16 protein-coding genes are annotated in these 16,321 nt (G+C 69.3%); 11 read left to right on the top strand and 5 right to left on the bottom strand.

The window, feature by feature from the left end; translation table 11 throughout:
• Positions 1-165 precede the first annotated feature (165 nt).
• From ABI385_RS17985 to ABI385_RS17940, 10 genes are all read left to right on the top strand, one after another.
• Positions 166-603 (top strand): OsmC family protein, encoded by a 438-nt coding sequence (locus tag ABI385_RS17985; protein WP_348105139.1) that lies wholly within the window; start codon positions 166-168, stop codon positions 601-603.
• A 122-nt stretch (positions 604-725) separates the two neighbouring features.
• Entirely contained in the window at positions 726-2,234 is a 1,509-nt protein-coding gene (gene zwf, locus ABI385_RS17980; RefSeq protein WP_348105138.1) for a glucose-6-phosphate dehydrogenase, read from the top strand.
• Positions 2,235-2,613: 379 nt separating this feature from the next.
• Positions 2,614-5,904 (top strand): hypothetical protein, encoded by a 3,291-nt coding sequence (locus ABI385_RS17975; RefSeq protein ID WP_348105137.1) that lies wholly within the window; start codon positions 2,614-2,616, stop codon positions 5,902-5,904.
• The gene (locus ABI385_RS17970) at positions 5,888-6,601 is read left to right on the top strand and encodes a hypothetical protein (protein WP_348105136.1); all 714 of its coding nucleotides are present in this window, start codon (positions 5,888-5,890) and stop codon (positions 6,599-6,601) included. Before ABI385_RS17975 ends, ABI385_RS17970 begins: the two co-directional genes overlap by 17 nt.
• 72 nt (positions 6,602-6,673) lie before the next feature.
• On the top strand, positions 6,674-7,768 hold the full coding sequence (locus ABI385_RS17965; protein ID WP_348105135.1) for a glycosyltransferase family 4 protein: 1,095 nt from the start codon (positions 6,674-6,676) through the stop codon (positions 7,766-7,768).
• Positions 7,765-8,904: a glycosyltransferase gene (locus tag ABI385_RS17960; RefSeq protein ID WP_348105134.1), complete on the top strand. Its 1,140-nt coding sequence runs from the start codon at positions 7,765-7,767 to the stop codon at positions 8,902-8,904. The genes ABI385_RS17965 and ABI385_RS17960 overlap by 4 nt, the downstream gene beginning before the upstream one ends.
• Entirely contained in the window at positions 8,891-10,063 is a 1,173-nt protein-coding gene (locus tag ABI385_RS17955; protein ID WP_348105133.1) for a cellulase family glycosylhydrolase, read from the top strand. The genes ABI385_RS17960 and ABI385_RS17955 overlap by 14 nt, the downstream gene beginning before the upstream one ends.
• A 229-nt stretch (positions 10,064-10,292) precedes the next feature.
• Entirely contained in the window at positions 10,293-10,634 is a 342-nt protein-coding gene (locus tag ABI385_RS17950; RefSeq protein WP_348105132.1) for a type II toxin-antitoxin system prevent-host-death family antitoxin, read from the top strand.
• A complete protein-coding gene (locus ABI385_RS17945) occupies positions 10,616-11,011 on the top strand; it encodes a type II toxin-antitoxin system VapC family toxin (RefSeq protein ID WP_348105131.1) in 396 nt (131 codons plus the stop codon). The genes ABI385_RS17950 and ABI385_RS17945 overlap by 19 nt, the downstream gene beginning before the upstream one ends.
• 143 nt (positions 11,012-11,154) lie before the next feature.
• Complete coding sequence (locus ABI385_RS17940; RefSeq protein ID WP_348105130.1) at positions 11,155-11,673, top strand: amino acid racemase; 519 nt, start codon at positions 11,155-11,157, stop codon at positions 11,671-11,673.
• On the opposite strand, the gene ABI385_RS17935 is transcribed toward ABI385_RS17940, so the two are convergent.
• The 3 genes from ABI385_RS17935 to ABI385_RS17925 form a co-directional block, all read right to left on the bottom strand.
• Positions 11,659-11,988, bottom strand: coding sequence for a VOC family protein (locus ABI385_RS17935; protein WP_348105129.1), 330 nt, complete (start codon positions 11,986-11,988; stop codon positions 11,659-11,661). The two genes, ABI385_RS17940 and ABI385_RS17935, sit on opposite strands and share 15 nt — an antisense overlap.
• A gap of 369 nt (positions 11,989-12,357) precedes the next feature.
• On the bottom strand, positions 12,358-12,780 hold the full coding sequence (locus ABI385_RS17930; protein WP_348105128.1) for a DUF2237 domain-containing protein: 423 nt from the start codon (positions 12,778-12,780) through the stop codon (positions 12,358-12,360).
• Between the two features lie 36 nt (positions 12,781-12,816).
• Positions 12,817-14,361 (bottom strand): DEAD/DEAH box helicase, encoded by a 1,545-nt coding sequence (locus ABI385_RS17925; protein WP_348105127.1) that lies wholly within the window; start codon positions 14,359-14,361, stop codon positions 12,817-12,819.
• A gap of 231 nt (positions 14,362-14,592) precedes the next feature.
• On the opposite strand from ABI385_RS17925, the gene ABI385_RS17920 reads away from it, so the two are divergent.
• Positions 14,593-14,814 carry a hypothetical protein gene (locus ABI385_RS17920; RefSeq protein ID WP_348105126.1) on the top strand — a complete coding sequence of 74 codons (222 nt, stop codon included), beginning with the start codon at positions 14,593-14,595 and terminating at the stop codon, positions 14,812-14,814.
• A gap of 63 nt (positions 14,815-14,877) precedes the next feature.
• Here the strand turns inward: ABI385_RS17920 and ABI385_RS17915 are convergent, their stop codons facing one another.
• Both ABI385_RS17915 and ABI385_RS17910 read right to left on the bottom strand, forming a co-directional pair.
• Positions 14,878-15,288 (bottom strand): DUF5684 domain-containing protein, encoded by a 411-nt coding sequence (locus ABI385_RS17915; RefSeq protein WP_348105125.1) that lies wholly within the window; start codon positions 15,286-15,288, stop codon positions 14,878-14,880.
• Between the two features lie 59 nt (positions 15,289-15,347).
• The coding region (locus tag ABI385_RS17910) for a glycosyltransferase family 4 protein (RefSeq protein WP_348105124.1) at positions 15,348-16,321 on the bottom strand (974 nt) is incomplete at its 5' end.

The following is a 16,321-nucleotide window of genomic DNA, read 5'->3' as shown; positions in this document are numbered from 1 at the left end:
TCGCCACGGCAACCGCTCGTCCCGGTGCCGCGTCGGCTATCCCGTTCACTCGCCATGCAGGCGTGAGAGGGTGAGAACGGCGGCAAGCGGCAGGCCGCCGCACCATGCGTCGCGGCGTACCCCGGCGCCGTACCTCCCCTCGATCCGCACGCGAAGGAGCAAGCGATGCCCACACGCACCGCCCACACCGCTTGGACCGGAGGCCTGCAGGACGGTTCCGGCACCGTCGAGCTGACCAGCTCGAAGGTCGGCAGCTACGACGTGTCGTTCCCGAAGCGCGCTGCCGACGACGCAGGAGGCACGACCAGCCCCGAGGAGCTCATTGCGGCGGCACACTCCTCGTGCTACGCAATGCAGCTGTCAGCGCTCGTCGTCGAGGCGGGCGGGACCCCGAAGAGCCTCGACGTCACGGCCGCCGTCTCCCTCGGCCCGGACCCGGCCGGCGGTTTCCGCCTGACCGGCATCACGCTGACGGTCAAGGGAGAGGTCGACGGCCTGGACGAGGCGGGTTTCGTCGAGGCGGCCGAGGCCGCCAAGAAGGGCTGCCCCGTCAGCAAGGCACTCACCGGGGTGGACATCACCCTGGACGCCTCGCTGGCGTAGCGCCTACCCGCCACGAACGCCGGCGAGACGAAGACGCGGGAGAAGTAGAGAGACGGAGCAGGCGAAACCGCCTCATGGGCGGGGGGTGGCAGCGGACGCCGCGGCAGGGCAGGATCAACCCCGTGGCCCTTGTGGAAGAAGCCCAGACCATCTCCTACCCCTCTGCCGCGACCCGTCCGCGGCGCGGGCACCTACAACAGCTGGACCCGCACGTCATCGTCCTGTTCGGCGCCACCGGTGACCTGGCGAGACGCAAGCTGCTTCCAGGAATGGTTCACCTGGTGCTGTCCGACCTGACGCCCGACATCCAGATCGTTGGCACGTCGTTGACCGAGATGGACGACGACGAGTTCCGTGCCTTCGCCAAGCAGGCCGTCGAGGAGTTCTCGACGCACCCGTTGACCGCGGACCAGTGGGACGCCTTCGCGCAGCGCTTGCACTACGTCTCGACGGGTGCCGGCGCTGACGGTCTGCGCGAGGCGGTGACCGCTGCCGAGGCCACGCTCGGTCCGAAGGTGCGCCGCATCCACTACATGAGCGTCCCGCCCGTCGCCGCTCCTACGGTGATCGGCATGCTCCGCGCGGCGCGCCTGGTGGAGCGGTCGCGGGTGATCATGGAGAAGCCGTTCGGCACCGACCTCGAAAGCGCGATCGTGCTCAACGACACGGTGCACGAGACGTTCGACGAGTCCCAGATCTTTCGGATCGACCATTTCCTGGGCAAGGAGGCGGCCCAGAACATCCTGGCCTTCCGGTTCGCCAACGGTCTGTTCGAGCCGATCTGGAACCGCAACTTCATCGACCACGTTCAGATCGACATCCCCGAAACCCTTGGCCTGGACCGTCGCGCCTCGTTCTACGAGCAGACCGGCGCCTTCAAGGACATGGTCGTCACGCACCTCCTGCAGGTGCTGGCGTTCGTGGCCATGGAGCCACCGACCGCCTTGGAGCCGCGGGCCATCAGCGAGGAGAAGAACAAGGTCTTCCGGTCGCTGATGCCGATCAACCCGAACGAGGTGGTGCGCGGCCAGTACTCCGGCTACACCTCCGAGGAGGGCGTGCCAGGCGACTCCGACACAGAGACGTTCATCGCACTCAAGTGCGGGATCGACAACTGGCGTTGGGCGGGTGTGCCGTTCTACCTGCGGACCGGCAAGAAGATGGCCGAGGGGCAACGGATCATCTCGATCGCCTACAAGGAGGCGCCGAAGTCGATGTTCCCCTCCGACTCCGGTGTCGGCAAGCAGGGACCTGACCACCTCACCTTCGACCTGTCTGAGGACTCGAAGGTCTCGTTGTCCTTCTACGGCAAGCGGCCGGGTCCGGGCATGAAGATGGACAAGGTCTCGATGCAGTTCGCCACTCAGGAGGGCGAGCACGCCGGTGACGTGCTCGAGGCATACGAGCGGCTCATCCTCGACACGATGCGCGGCGACCACACCCTGTTCAACACCGCCGAGGGCATCGAGTCACTCTGGGAACGGGCCCAGCCGCTGCTCGACGACCCGCCGCCGGTGAAGCCCTACCCGGCGGGTAGCTGGGGACCCAACGCCATCCACCAGCTCGTCGCGCCGCACGCCTGGCGGCTGCCGTTCGAGCGGGCCTGGCGGGACAAACGGGCCAATCACTGAGCTGAGCCGGTATGCGTGCTAAGGCCGCCGTCGCCGACCCCGGCCGTTCGCGCGTCGACGCGAGTCGCGTGAGCAGGAGAGAGCGGCGAACCGGTCCAATCCGGATCCTCGTGTGGTCCGAACCCCTGACCGTGTTAGTCGTATAACCCTGCGCAGAGCCCGCAGCGTCAGCGGGTCGCGGGTGGAAGCGCGGGCCACAGTCCGGCGCACCCGGGCCAGCCGCTGTTGCGGCCCACGAGCACCCGAACTTCACCGCGAGGAGCCCCATCCGATGCCCAGCAGCGCGCCGAGCCTACGGTCGACCAGTCGATCGCGCCTGTGGCCGACCCGGCGTACCGACGCGGGAGGCAGGGGAGGTGCGGGGGTCTCCGACTCGGCGGTGACCGGCCTGCGCCGCGTCGCCGTGATCAGTGCCTCCCTCGTGGGCACCTACGCCCTCACGAGTGTCCTCGGGCTGGCCTTCTGGCTCCTCGCCGCTCGTCAGTTCTCCCTCTCCGCCGTCGGGGTCGGTGGAGCGGCCGTCTCGATGATGACCCTCCTCGCGACGTTCGGCACCAGCGGGCTCGGCACCTTGCTCATCTCCCGCCTCCCGCACACCGCTCAAGGCAACCGGCGGGTCTTGACCCGCACTGCGCTCACCGTCGCCGGGGGTGTCGCGTTGGTCCTCGCCTTCGTGGTTCCCTTCGTCGCCATCTCGGTGCTGCACGTCGGCAACCTCGAGGAGATCGCCGGCGGTCCCGGCCGCGCCTCCCTGTTCGCCGTCGGCACGGGACTGATGGCGGTGGCGATCGTCGTCGACCAGGCCGTCCTCGTCCTCGGAACCGGGTCCCTGCAGCTCGAGCGGAACGCCGTCGCCAGCGCGGCCAAGCTCGCCGCCCTCGCCGTGCTGGCCCTCGCCGGGCAGACGGGCGGCCTCACCATCTTCGTGGCCTGGACCGCCGGCACCCTGGTGTCCCTGCCACTCGTCGCGCACCGCACCCGCGGCGGTCGCGCGCTGCAGGAGAGCCGACGGCTCGTCCAGCTCGGTCAGCTGCGCGGGATGGGCGGCCAGGCGCTGTCTCACCACGCCCTCAACGTGACGCTCCAAGCCACCCTGCAGGTCCTGCCTCTGCTCGTCCTCGTCCTGGTGTCGAGCGAGCAGAACGGCATTTTCACGACCGCCCTGCAGATCGCCGGCGTCGTCTTCGCGCTCCCGTTCGCCATCACCGTCGGGCTCTTCGCCGCGGCCGAAGGCAACGCTGTGCAGCTCCTCGAGCGGATGCGGTTCACCATCCCGCTCTCCCTCGGTCTCAGCCTGCTGGCGAACGCCCTGATCCTCCCCCTGGCGCCGGTCCTGCTGTCCTTCTTCGGCTCGCAGTACGCCGACCAAGGGGCGAACGTGCTGCGCCTGCTCGCCTTGGCCGGCCTGCCCTTCGTCGTCAAGGACCACTTCGTCGCGCTGCGCCGCGTCCAGGGACGCACCTCCCAGGCCACCGTCGTGCTGCTCACGATGACGGTGGTCGAGGTCATCGCCGCGTATGGCGGAGCCCGCCTCGGCGGCACCGTCGGCCTCTGTCTCGGCTGGGTCGCGGTCCTGTTTCTCGAGGCGGCCGTCCTGTCCGTGCCGCTGGTCCGGTCGGTCCGGTCGGCACCCCTGGCCACCACCGAAGCACCGACGATGGCGGCACCGACGATGGCGGCACCGACGACCGCGGCACCGACGATGGCAGCAGCGGCCACCGCACCGACCGTCACACCGACCGTCACGGCACCGACCCCGGCCGGCGACGCGTCCGACACCGGCTTGACCGGTATGCCGGAGCAGCCGCCGCGCACGGACGGCTCGTCGGTATGGCGCCGACGCCTGAGCCGAGCGAGCCTCGCCTTCGGGCGCGTCGCCCGGACCGTCGGCGTCGGCCCCGTGCTGCTGCTCATGACGGCCGGGCTCGTTCCCATGGCCGTCGCCACCAGCACGGCGCGCCAGGCCGGCAGCACCGGTGACAGCCAGGGCCTCTGGGTGCTCGGCCTCGTCATGGTCTTCCTGCCTGCGGCAGTCGGCGTCGCCCTGCCGAAGGTCCGGTCGAGCACACCCATCGCTCTCGCGCTGGCGATGGCGGTCCTGCTGCAGGTCAGCCGGGTCGTCCTCTACCCGACCCGCTTCATGTTCCACGACGAGCTGATCCACGCCAACGTCCTGCGCCAGATCGACGAGACCGGTCGGCTGTTCACCGAGAACTCGCTGCTACCCATCACCGCGTACTACCCGGGCCTGGAGATCGTGACCAACGGCGTACAGGGCCTCACCGGGCTCTCCGCTCACACGAGCGCGGTCATCGTCCTGCTGCTCGCCCGCATCGTCATGGCGCTGGCCGTCCTGCTGCTCGTCTCGCACGTGACCCGCTCGACCCGGATCGGTGCAGTGGCGCTGGTGATCTACGCGTGCAACCCGCAGATGCTCTTCTTCAACTCCCAGTTCTCCTACCAGACCCTCGCGCTGCCGTTGGCGATCTTCGTGGCGTACCTCGTGCTGACCCGCCGACGGGGCTCGCGCTTCTCCCTCCTCGGAGCCGTGCTCGCCGTCACCGCCGTCGCGTTCACCCACCACGTCACCACCGTGCTTCTCGTCGCCGCCCTCGCCGTGTGGGCGATCGTCGAGGCCTTGGTCCGCCGCGGCCGGGTGAGCTCGGCTCGCGCCCTGGCCCTGACCGCGCTGGCCGGTGCCGTGGCTTTCGGGGTCAGCCTGCTCAACCCGGGCAACAGCCTGAGCAGCTACCTCGGCTCCATCGCGCAGAGCTCGGCCGACGCCCTCGACCTGCTCGTCTCCTCCGGCAACTCGCGTCCGGTCTTCCAGAACGCCGCCGGCGTCGCGACCCTGCCCTGGGAGCGGGTCGCCATCGTGGCCTCCCTCGTGCTCACCCTGGCACTGCTCGTCCCGGCGCTCGTGCAGTCGAAGCTCTTCCTCGGCAAGAAGATCGCCGTCGCGGTGCTGCTCGCCCTGCTGGCGCTGCTCTACCCGATCATCCCCGGAGGCCACCTGACTGCCTCGACGGCCGAAGTCGGAGACCGCTCGGCGGGCTTCGTCTTCCTCGGAGTCGGGTTCGTCATCGCCTGGTGGTTCTGGCAGCGCCGGGCCCGGTGGTGGCGTGCTGCGGCCCTCGGCCTGACCACGACGGTGATCTTCCTCGGCAGCGTCGTCCTTGGTTCGGGTTCGGTGAGCCAGCAGCTCCCCGGCCCGTTCCGGGTGTCCGACGACGCGCGCAGCATCGACGCCGACAACCTCGCGGCCGCAAGCTGGATGTCCACGCATCTGCCCGTCGACAGCAAGATCTACACGGACCGGGTCGGTGGCCTGCTGGCTGCCTCGGTCGGTCGCCAGTACACCGTCACCCATATCGGGACGAACATCGACGCGTCGCGCCTCCTGCTGGACCCGGAGTTCGGTCAGGCCGACGTCGACCTCGTCCGTGAGGCCGGCATCCGATACCTGGCCGCCGACCGGCGCAACGCGTTCGGTCTGCCCAACCAGGGCGTCTACATCGAGAACGGCGAGTTCGGCGGCGATGCGCGTACGAGCGCCGTCCCGTCGGCCGCCCTGCGCAAGTTCAGCTCCGTGCCCGGCGTGAGCGTCATCTACGACAACGGTTCCATCGTGATCTATGACCTGGAGGCCCTCGATGTTGCGGCGAAATGACCTGCTCTGGCGGGCCGCCGTCGCCCTCACTGCCGGGGTGACCGCCTTCGTGTCCGCCCCCCAACCCGTGGTGAGCGCGCTGGTGCTCGTGGCGCTTGCCCTGACCACCGAACGCCTGGTCCGCCGGCGCGGCCGTGGGGGGCTCGACGCCCTGCTCGTCGGTCTCGGCGGCGTGGTCGTGACCTTCGTGCTCGTCGGGCTGTTGCTAGGCGCCACTCCGATCGGTCTCAGTGCTCACGCGTGGTCGGTGGCCCTGGCTGCCGTCGCCCTCTTCGGGCTGGCCATCGCAGCCCTGAGCGCTCGCCCCGCCCGAGCCGAAGCGGGTGAACCGCGACGTCGCCTCGTCGAGGTCCTGCGCATGCTGCCTTGGGCCGCAGCGAGTCTCGCCGTCATCGCGATCGCGGTCACGACCTCCGTCAACGCGGTCGCCCCGACCGAGACAGCGCCGCTGCAGATGTCGTTCGGCACCGTCCAGGGCACCAACGTCCAGGTGGTCGTCACGTCCACGGCACTCACCGGGCCCCTCGAGCTGCGCTCGTCCCTCGACGGGACCGAGGTGAGCTACCCGCTGTTCAGCATCGACGCGAACGGCATGCACAGCACCACCGTCGCCCTGCCGGCGACCGGACGCTTCGTCGTCACCCTCAGCTACCCCGACCAGAGCCAACCGCTGCGCTCGCTCACACTCGATCGGTGAACACCAATGTCCTCCAGTACTTTTCGCCCTCGTCCACGCGTCCTCCAGGTGGTCCAGCGGTTCCTGCCCGAGATGGGGGGAACCGAGACCCACGTCGCCGAGGTCGCCGAACGGCTCGTCGAACGTGACGAGTTCGACCTGACCGTCCTCACGACCGACCGCAGCGGTGCGCTGCCGCGCCGGGAGTCGATGCAGGGCTACGACGTCCTGCGCCGGCGCTCGTGGCCCCGGCAGGGTGACCTCTACCTCTCGCCCGGGCTGGCCCCGGTGGTCGCCCGCGGCGGCTGGGACCTGGTCCACATCCAAGGCGTCCACACCTTCGTCCCGCCCGTCGCGATGACCGCCGCCCTGTCCGCCGGCATCCCCTACGTCCTCACCTTCCACAGCGGGGGCCATTCCTCGAGCGTGCGGTCGGGGATCCGGAACGCCCAGTGGCGCGCGCTGTCGCCGCTGCTGCGACGCGCCGACCACCTCATCGCCGTCAGCCGGTTCGAGCGGTCGCACTTCGCAGCGGCGACGGGCCTGCCCGAAGCCCGGTTCACCGTCGTGCCGAACGGTGGCGCCCTGCCACCGGTGTCCATCGGCCTGCTGCCGCAGCCGGGTCGCATCGTGTCGAGCGGACGGCTGGAGCACTACAAGGGCCACCATCGGGCCATCGAGGCACTCCCCTCGATCCGCAAGGAGATTCCCGAGGCCGACCTGCTCATCCTCGGCAGTGGGGGGTACGAGTGCGAGCTGCGCGCGCTCGCGGCCGAGCTCGGTGTCGCCGACGCCGTCCAGATCCGCCAGCTCGCCCCCGCGGACCGAGCCGGGATGGCTCGAGAGCTCGCGTCGGCCAGCGTGATGGCCGCGTTGTCCTCCTACGAGGCCCATCCCGTGGGGATCATGGAGGCGGTGACCCTCGGGCTACCCGTCGTCGGGTTCGACGTGGCGGGCACAGGGGACCTCGTCGAGGACCGCCTCGTGACCGGCATCCCACTCGAGGCCTCCACCGAGGCGGTCGCTGCCGCGCTCACCAGCGCACTGCGGGCCACCCGGGCGCGAGGCGGGCCGCACCAGCCGCTGGCCCTCGACCTCCCCACCTGGGAGACCACGGCCGACGGTGTGAGCGACGTCTACCGCGGGATCCTCTCGGGACGCTACGCACGGGACCTGGTCTCGAGATGAGCCGCCCGTTGCGCGTCGTCCACGTCATCACGTCGCTCACCACGGGCGGGGCGGAGCGCCAGCTCGAGCTGCTAGTCGCCCGGTCGGCCAACGAGACGGCGACGATCGCCCTGTATGCCGGTGGCCCGGTCGCAGACAGCATGCGACGTTCGGGGCAGCGGGTCGACGTGCTGGGCCTCAGCGGTTGGCGCCGGTTCGCCACCCCCTTCGTCCTCGCCTCCCGGCTGCGGGCATACCGGCCCGACGTGGTGCACGTTCACCTGCTCTCCGCTCAGCTGTGGGGTATCCCAGCCGCGCGGCTGGCCGGGACGCCCGTCGTCGTCTCGACCGAGCACTCGCTGATGGACGACACCATCGAAGGTCGACCGCACACGTGGTGGCTGCGCCTGCTCTACCGGGGCCTGGAACGGATGACGACCCGCACGGTGGCGGTGTCGGAGACCACCTCCGAACGGCTCCAGCGTTGGGGCGTCGACGCCGACCGGATCACGGTGTCGGACAATGGAATCGACTTCGACGGACTCGCTTTCGACAACGCCGCCCGCTGGCGCGTGCGGCGCGAGCTCGACATCAACGACGACACCGTCGTCGTCGGAGCCGTCGGCCGGCTCGACAAGGTCAAGCGGCTCGACACCGTCGTCCGGGCCTGCGCGCCACTGTTGCACGCCGGCCGTGTTCTCGTCGTGGCCGGCACCGGACCACTCGGACCGCAGCTGCGCCAGCTCGGCGAGGAGCTTGGAGTCTCCGGCTCGATCCGGTGGCTCGGTGCGCGGGACGACGTGAGCGACGTCCTCAGCGCCACGGACGTCCTCGTCAGCGCTTCGGGCGACGAGACCTTCGGCATGGCAGTGGTCGAAGGAGTGGCCAACGGCTTGCCCGTCGTCTATGTGCAGTGCCCTGCTCTGGAGGAGCTGTCGACCGAGATCCCTTCGGCGACGCGGCTTCCGGCGCCTACCACCTCCTCGGCCGACGCCGAGGCGCTGCGCGCAGCCGTTGAGTCGGTCGCGAGCCGGTTGCGTCGCTGGCCGGTGCCGACGGCCCTGGTCGAGCGCTATGGGGCCGACGCCGCCGCCGCCAGGGTGGACGACGTCCACGCGGTGCTCGTCGCGGAGGGTTCCGGTCGTGGCACGGGCTGACGCGCCGCGGACCGGCTCGCGTCGACGCACTCGGGTGGTAGCCGCATGCCTCGCCGCCCTGGTTGCCGCCGGTCTCGCCCTGACGGGGTGCTCCCGCGGGTCCGACTTCGTCACGCGTTCAGGCGCCTCGTTCGAGCTGGGCGGGAGCCCGTACCGGTTCGTCGGCTTCAACCTCTACGACGCCGCAGCCTCGGACGTGTACGCCTGCTCGCCGTCGACCCGGATGGACGACGCCGCGCTCGCCGACACGCTGGCATACATCCACGACGAGGCCGGCTCGACGGTCGTGCGGTTCTGGGCCTACCAGAGCTACACGGCCGGGGGGACGGACTTCTCGGGCGTCGACCGCTTCATCTCCGCGGCGACCAAGGCGGGGCTGAAGGTCATGCCCGTCCTCGAGGACGGACCGGGTGACTGCTCCACGGGGAAACCAGGCGTCTCGCTCGCCGACGCGGACCAGGGCAGGTGGTATGTCGACGGGTACAAGAAGCCCTACGGCTCGGCTCGACTGTCCTACCGCGACTATGTCAAGGTCGTGGCGCAGCACTACACCGACGAGCCGGCAGTCGTCGGCTGGACGATGGTCAACGAGGCCGAGACGACCGCTCGCGACGGCGCGAACCGGTCCGTGCTCGTGGACTTCGCCAAGGACGTCGCCGGCGTCATCCACGCCGCCGACCCCAACCACCTCGTGACGCTGGGCACCCAGGGCAACGGCGCCCCCGGAGGAAGCGGGGCTGACTTCGCGGCCATCTACGGTCAGGACGGCCTCGACTTCACCGAGGTCCACGACTGGAACCGCTATGGGTCCGACACCGAGGCGCTCCCCGGCCTGCTGGACGGGGTGCTTCCTCCGGTGGACACCGGCGACTGCACGCGAACCGACGCCAAGATCGCCTGTGCCTTCTCCATCTCCCGCGAGCTCGGCAAGCCGATCGTGGTGGGAGAGTCCGGGATCCAGGCAACCGATGCCGCCGGACGTGACCGACGGGCGAGTCTGCTGCGCGACAAGATGATCCGCGCCTTCGACAACGGTGCGTCCGGATATCTCGTCTGGCACCTCGACCATTCTCGCACCGACGACCTCGACGTCATCCCGTCGCAGAAGGATCCCCTGTTCGGGGTGCTGGCCCGGCTGCGGGACTCGTTCGACGCCTGAACGCCACGCTGTGCGATGGCGCGCGGGTCAGTTGTAGGGATCTCAAAAGTCACGTGAGTTCACCTCAGGTAAGTGAAGTCGGTGACTGCGGGCATGCGCCGGAAACCGGCTCAGGTCTAGGTCGCGACGGCGCCTTCGTTCGAGCTCTGGGTGGCGACAGATGCTGGAGGCGCCCATGTTTCGCAGGGCCCCGGCAGGTCCAGTCGGAGTCTGACGCTGGCAGGCGGGAATGATCCGCGCAACATCGTGGTCACCCAGCGACATGCTCATATCCGCGACATCGCCGATTCGAAATAGCACAGCTGCTACTGTAGGTTCCATGGGAACAGTAGGACTTCGGGAGCTGCGCCAAGACGCCTCTCAGCTAGTGCGCCGAGTTGAGGGTGGCGAGGAGATCGATATCACCGTCTCTGGTCGGCTCGCGGCACGCCTGGTTCCCGCGACGCAGAATCGGTGGCAGCGGTGGGAGGACATCGCCGACGCATTCGTCGGGCGGCCCGACCCGGACTGGGAGCGCGATCGGAGCCTGATCGATCAGTCTGTCGTCAATCCGTGGGACCGCCGTCGTTGAAAGCGATACTCGATACAAGCGTGTTGATCGCCACTGATGTTCCACCGTTGGAGGGGGAGCTGGCGATCAGTGCCGCCGCCCTCGCCGAACTGCATTTCGGGGTGCTCGTCACCACCGATGCAGCAGTCCGTGCCGAACGCCTGCGCCGATTGTCGGACTTTCAGCGCCGGTTCACGGCGCTGCCTGTCGACGGTGCGGTCGCCACCAGCTATGGGCAGCTCGCCGCCGCGGTCGCGGCTGCGGGTCGTCAGCCTCGATCCCGCGTGATGGACCTGTTGATCGCTGCTACCGCGCACGCCCATTCCGCGCGGCTCTACACGCGCAACCAGCGCGACCTTGCCGGCATTGAGCACCTCGTCGAGATCGTCTCCGTTTGACGATCACCTGCGGAACGCGGCAACGGGCTTGATGGCAGGCTGGTTGCCTTTGATGATGAATGCGCCGCAGGTGATCGGGATGCTCGGTAGGATGAACTGGGAGACCAGCGCACAGTATTAACGGCTGGCCAACGAGATGGTCCGTGAACGGCTTGGTGATCTGCACCAACACGATGCACAAGGTCGCCGATCAGGTCCAAACCTCGATCGGTATCCCGCTGCACCTGGGCGACGCCACTGCACAGGCGGTGACGCGGGCCCGGCTGACAGCGGTCGGGCTGCTCGGTACCTCGTTCACCATGGAACAGGACTTCTACCGAGACAGGCTCACCTGCCACGGCCTGCGAGTGCTTATCCCGCCATCCCATGACCGGTCCGAGGTACATCGCATCATCTACGACGAGCTGTGTTTGGGGGTGGTCCGAGAGGAGTCCCGGCAGGTCTACTGCGACGCCATCGTGGGCCTGGTTCAGTCCGGCGCCGAAGGTATTGTGCTCGGCTGCACCGAGATCGAACTGCTGATCTCCGACACGGACAGCCCGGTACCGGTCTTCCCCACAACCCGCCTGCACGGAGCGCCCTATCACCGGGCGGTGACCGCAGATGGTCCGACGGGAGCGTTCAGCGCCGCCCGGCCACCCAGGCGGCTACCGGCCGCGTAGACCGATCGGGTTACCGTCAGCGTCAGCGAGAACGCACACCCGAGCCTCGGCGGCGACCTCACGCGGGGCGCTGCGCTCGGTTGCTCCAGCCGCGAGCAGGGTCGCGCGGGTCGCGTCGAGATCCTCGACATCAGCGAAGGCCACCGGTCCGCCGCTCCCGTCGTCTGGATTCAGAGCGACCTCGAAGCCGTCGACGTTGTAGCCGACGTAATAGGGCTGGTCGGTGTGCGGCGCGCCGAGCAGCGCGGTATAGACGGCCTTCGCGGCGTCCAGGTCAGACACCGGGATCACCAGGCTGCGGATCGTGGCACTCATCTTCGTCTCCTCAGGGGTGCGGCGGTCACCTCGCCCGACCACCGGATGTCCATGACACCGACGGTCACGCTAGTTGCGGCTCGGTAGCGGGCGCTTCTCGATTCCTGATCGGTTGGCCGCCTTGTGCCAAAGGTCAAGTCGATCACCGCAACAGGAACCCCCTTGCGCGAGGGGAACGCCGCACGTCAGACCCTGCGTGTGCGTCAGGGTGTGCCGGTACACCCGCCCGGCGAAGATGCCCGCGTGGGGCTTGTGCGGTCACCCACGTCCGCCCCGGCGACGGCCCTTCAGCGGGGGAGCCTCGTCATGCTGAGGCTTGTCTCGCCCTAGGTCAATGTCTCGGGTGCGACAAGATTCGCGAGACCTGCATCAGTCCTCCAGGGAGCGAGGGTCCGCCGGCACGTCGACCGCGTGCTCCCGAAGGGCGGCCAGCGGCACGACCCGCAGCACCGCCTGGTTCGTCGACGCGAGCACGACGGGCGCGGCGGCACCTGCGTCATGGGCGCGCGCCCAGTTGACCGCGGTCACGCACCACCGGTCGCCCGGCACCAGGCCGGGGAAGTGGTACTCGGGGCGCGGGGTCTGCAGGTCGTTGCCGATGCTGCGCTGGTGCTCGAGGAACTCGGTCGTGACCACCGCGCAGATGGTGTGGCTGCCCAGGTCCTGCGGGCCGGTGCTGCAGCACCCGTCGCGGAAGAACCCCGTCATCGGGTCCGTCCCGCACGGCTCCAGCTCACCACCGAGCACGTTCTGCTCGGTCGGCTCGCTGGTTTGGCTCGGCTCCGTCGTCACGTCACCCAGCATCGCGCATCCGCGGGACGCTCCCGATCAGCGACCTCGCGAGCCCGCTCGCGAGCCGGCCGAGAACGCCGCCGCGCCACCGCGGCCCGTGGAGGACGTGGAGTAGGCCACGGAGGAGCGTGCCGACCCAGAGGAGGATCGGGGAGCCGAGGACGCCGAGGACGCCGACGAGGACGTCGAGGGAGTCCGGCCGCGTCCGCCGTGACGGCCACCCGATCGGGATGCGCTGGTCGGAACGCCGCCCTGGGCGGGCCGACGGCCACGCCCACCCGCTGAGCCACTAGACCCGTTGGACCCACTGGACCCTGCAGATGCCGACCGCGGCTTCGGGTGACGGGCGGGACGCTCCAGCGGCGCTGCGGTCAGGCCATCGGCGTATACCCGCTCTCCAGGAGCGAGCTCGCGCAGCAACGGGTGTCGCTGGTCTACCCGCGTGGTGGTGGCGTGGACGCCGGCCTTGCGGGTGAGGTCACGCACGTCGCGCACCTGGTCGTCGGTCATCAAGGTGACGACGAGCCCGTCGGCGCCGGCCCGTGCCGTCCGTCCGGAACGGTGCAGGTAGGCCTTGTGCTCGACTGGCGGGTCGGCGTGGATGACGATCTCGACGTCATCGACGTGAATACCCCTGGCCGCGATGTCGGTGGCCACGAGCGTGGTCGCCGTGCCGCTGTGGAAGAGGTCCATGTTGCGGGTGCGCGCGTTCTGGCTGAGGTTGCCGTGCAGCTCGACGGCAGCGACGCCGGAGGCGTTCAGCTGCTTGGCGAGCTTCTTGGCTCCGTGCTTGGTCCGCGTGAACACCACGCTGCGACCGGGTGCGGCCGTGAGGTCGAGCAAGACGGGCAGGCGCGAGTCGTGGGTCACGTGCAGGACGTGGTGGGCCATCGTCGAGATCGGCGACTGGACCGAGTCGGCGTGGTGCGTCACGGGGCTGGACAGGAACCGCCGCACGAGGACGTCGACGCCCGCGTCGAGGGTCGCGGAGAAGAGCAGTCGTTGGCTCCCGCGCGGAGTGGTGTCGAGGATCCTGCGGACGCTGGGCAAGAACCCGAGGTCGGCCATGTGGTCGGCCTCGTCGAGGATCGTGATCTGCACGGACCCCAGGTCGGCGTGACCCTGGCCCATCAGGTCCTCGAGGCGACCGGGGCAGGCGACGAGGATGTCGACGCCGCGGCGCAGGCCCGACACCTGCGGGTTCTGCGAGACCCCGCCGAAGACGGTGATCGAGGTGAGTCCGGCCGCGGATGCGAGCGGTGCCAAGGCAGCGTCGATCTGGGCGACGAGCTCGCGGGTCGGGGCCAGGATGAGCGCACGGGGCTTGCGCGCCGTCCGCGGGGCACGCGACTCGGAGAGCCGGGTGACCAGGGGCAGCAGGAAGGCATACGTCTTGCCGGAGCCGGTGCGGCCGCGGCCGAGCACGTCGCGTCCAGCGAGAGAGTCCGGGAGGGTGGCGGCCTGGATCGGGGTAGGGACGGTGATCCCGAGGCGAGCGAGGACAGTAGTCAGAGACGCGGGGACGCCGAGGTCGGCGAACGTGTCGAAGGAGGAAACAGGGGCAAGCGTGTCGATGGACACAGAGGGGTACTCCAGAAGAGTCGAAAGGCGTTCTGCCCGGCGCGAACCGTCATGGTTCGCGGCGCAAGAGCATCGCATCGAAAGAATATCGGGCCCGAGGCAGAACTGGGCGGGCCGCTGCAAGGTCGATACTACCTGTTGCGCGTCGCTCCCGACGCCACGGCATACCCCCCAGGGGTGTCGCGAGCAGCACGGGTACCGAATTCGGGCCAAACGGTGGACAGTAGAGGCATGCCTCAGCGCCCCACGCAGCCCCGAGCACGCCCCGCGAGCAGCCCGTTCCGAGACCAGCCGCCGCCGGTCTACGACACGTTCGAGGTCGACAGCAGGGTGATCCATGACCGGCACGGTCTCGGTCGGGTGCTCTGCCTCAAGGCGGACCGGATGGACGTGAAGTTCGGCAACGTCGTCATGGACATCGACACCCACAGCCCAAAGGTGCACCTGCTCTGAGCGGCCGGGGAAAGGGCCCTCCGGCCGCCGCGGGCGAGCGGCGCCGGTCGGAGGGCGAGAACGTCAGGCGCTGGCGATGGCGCGGCCACCCGGGCCGACGTATCGCGAGCCACCGTAGCTGACGATGAAGAAGCCGATGACGGACAGCAGCCAGAGCAGGATGACGCTGAACGCCGCGCCCTTGTCGAACGACTTGCCGAGCGCGATCGCCACGACGATGGCCCAGACGAAGCCGACGATCGGGATGAAGAACAGCAGGAACAACCAGCCGTTGTAGCCCGAGATCTTGACCAGGACGTAGCTGCTGTAGAACGGGACGAAGGCGGCCCACCCCGGCTCTCCGGCCTTCTTGAACATCCCGAACAACGCGAGTGCGCTGATCAGGTAGCCGATCAGACCCCCGATGACGCCGCCCACCGAAGCGCCACTGTTAGTGGTCGTCTCCTGGACGAGCTGCGAGATGGCGTGAATCACGACTTCTTTACCCCCTGCTGACGGATGAGCGTGCGCGGGGAGCCTAACGCCAAGCGTTGCTACCGCGTCGCATTCGCGGCCATATCCCAGACGGGCAGGTCAAGCTGGCCCACGATCCTCCGGTAGGCGGAGACCGTCGTGTCCCAGGTGTGCGGGTCGGCATACCGGCGGCCTCGTTGTGCGGGAAGGCGTTTCAGTGCCTCGACCAGCGACGGGACATCGGCCGGTGGGACAAACGTCACACCCTCGTAGTCTCCGGCGGCATCGACGAGCCCGCCGACCGAGGTGACGACGGTTGGCAGGCCGGCGCTCATCGCCATGTGGAGCGGCCCGGAGGCCGACGATCGGCGGTAGGGCAGCACCACCGCGTCAGCGGCTGCGAAGTGTTCCCTCGCCTCCGCGTCGGTGACGTAACGGTTGACGACGGTGATCCGGTCGCGGGCCGGGCTCGTGGCCGCGGACTCCAACGGGCCGGTCCAGCCCTCCCACGTCTCGCCGACGATGGTCAGGTGCATCCGCTCCCGCACCTCGGGCGGCAGCGCGCCGAAGGCGTCCACCAGGTCCTCCAGTCCCTTGTAGGGCCGGATCGTGCCGAAGAACAACACGTTGAAGGGGTCGTCGGGTGAGGTGACCCGAGGTGCCGTTGGCGTCTCGGGGTTGACGTGGTCGTAGGGGCCGTGCGGGACGACGGTCACCCGGCTCACCCCGTCGGGAGTTGTCGCCTCTATCCCGTATGCCGCCTGGAGTAGCTCGAGGTCGTAGCGTGAGTGCACGACGTGGGCGTCGACGAGCGACAACAGGGCGCCGATCGCTCGCCGGACGTAGCGCACGACGCCCGGGATCCGGGCCTCGCCGGTGTCCTGGACCTCGTGCCACTCCATGACGACCCGAACTCCGTTGCGACGGGCCAGCCGAGCCAGGTTGAGATAGCTGTGCAGCACCGCGCCCGTCCACCACTGGAGGACGACGACATCGGGCTGTTGGGTCCGGACGAACCGGCGGGCGTCGCGCATGGAACGTCCCCAGAACCAGT

The sequence above is a fragment of the Lapillicoccus sp. genome, from assembly GCF_039935575.1.
GTDB lineage: Bacteria > Actinomycetota > Actinomycetes > Actinomycetales > Dermatophilaceae > Lapillicoccus.
This window is presented reverse-complemented; position numbering and strand designations above follow the sequence as displayed.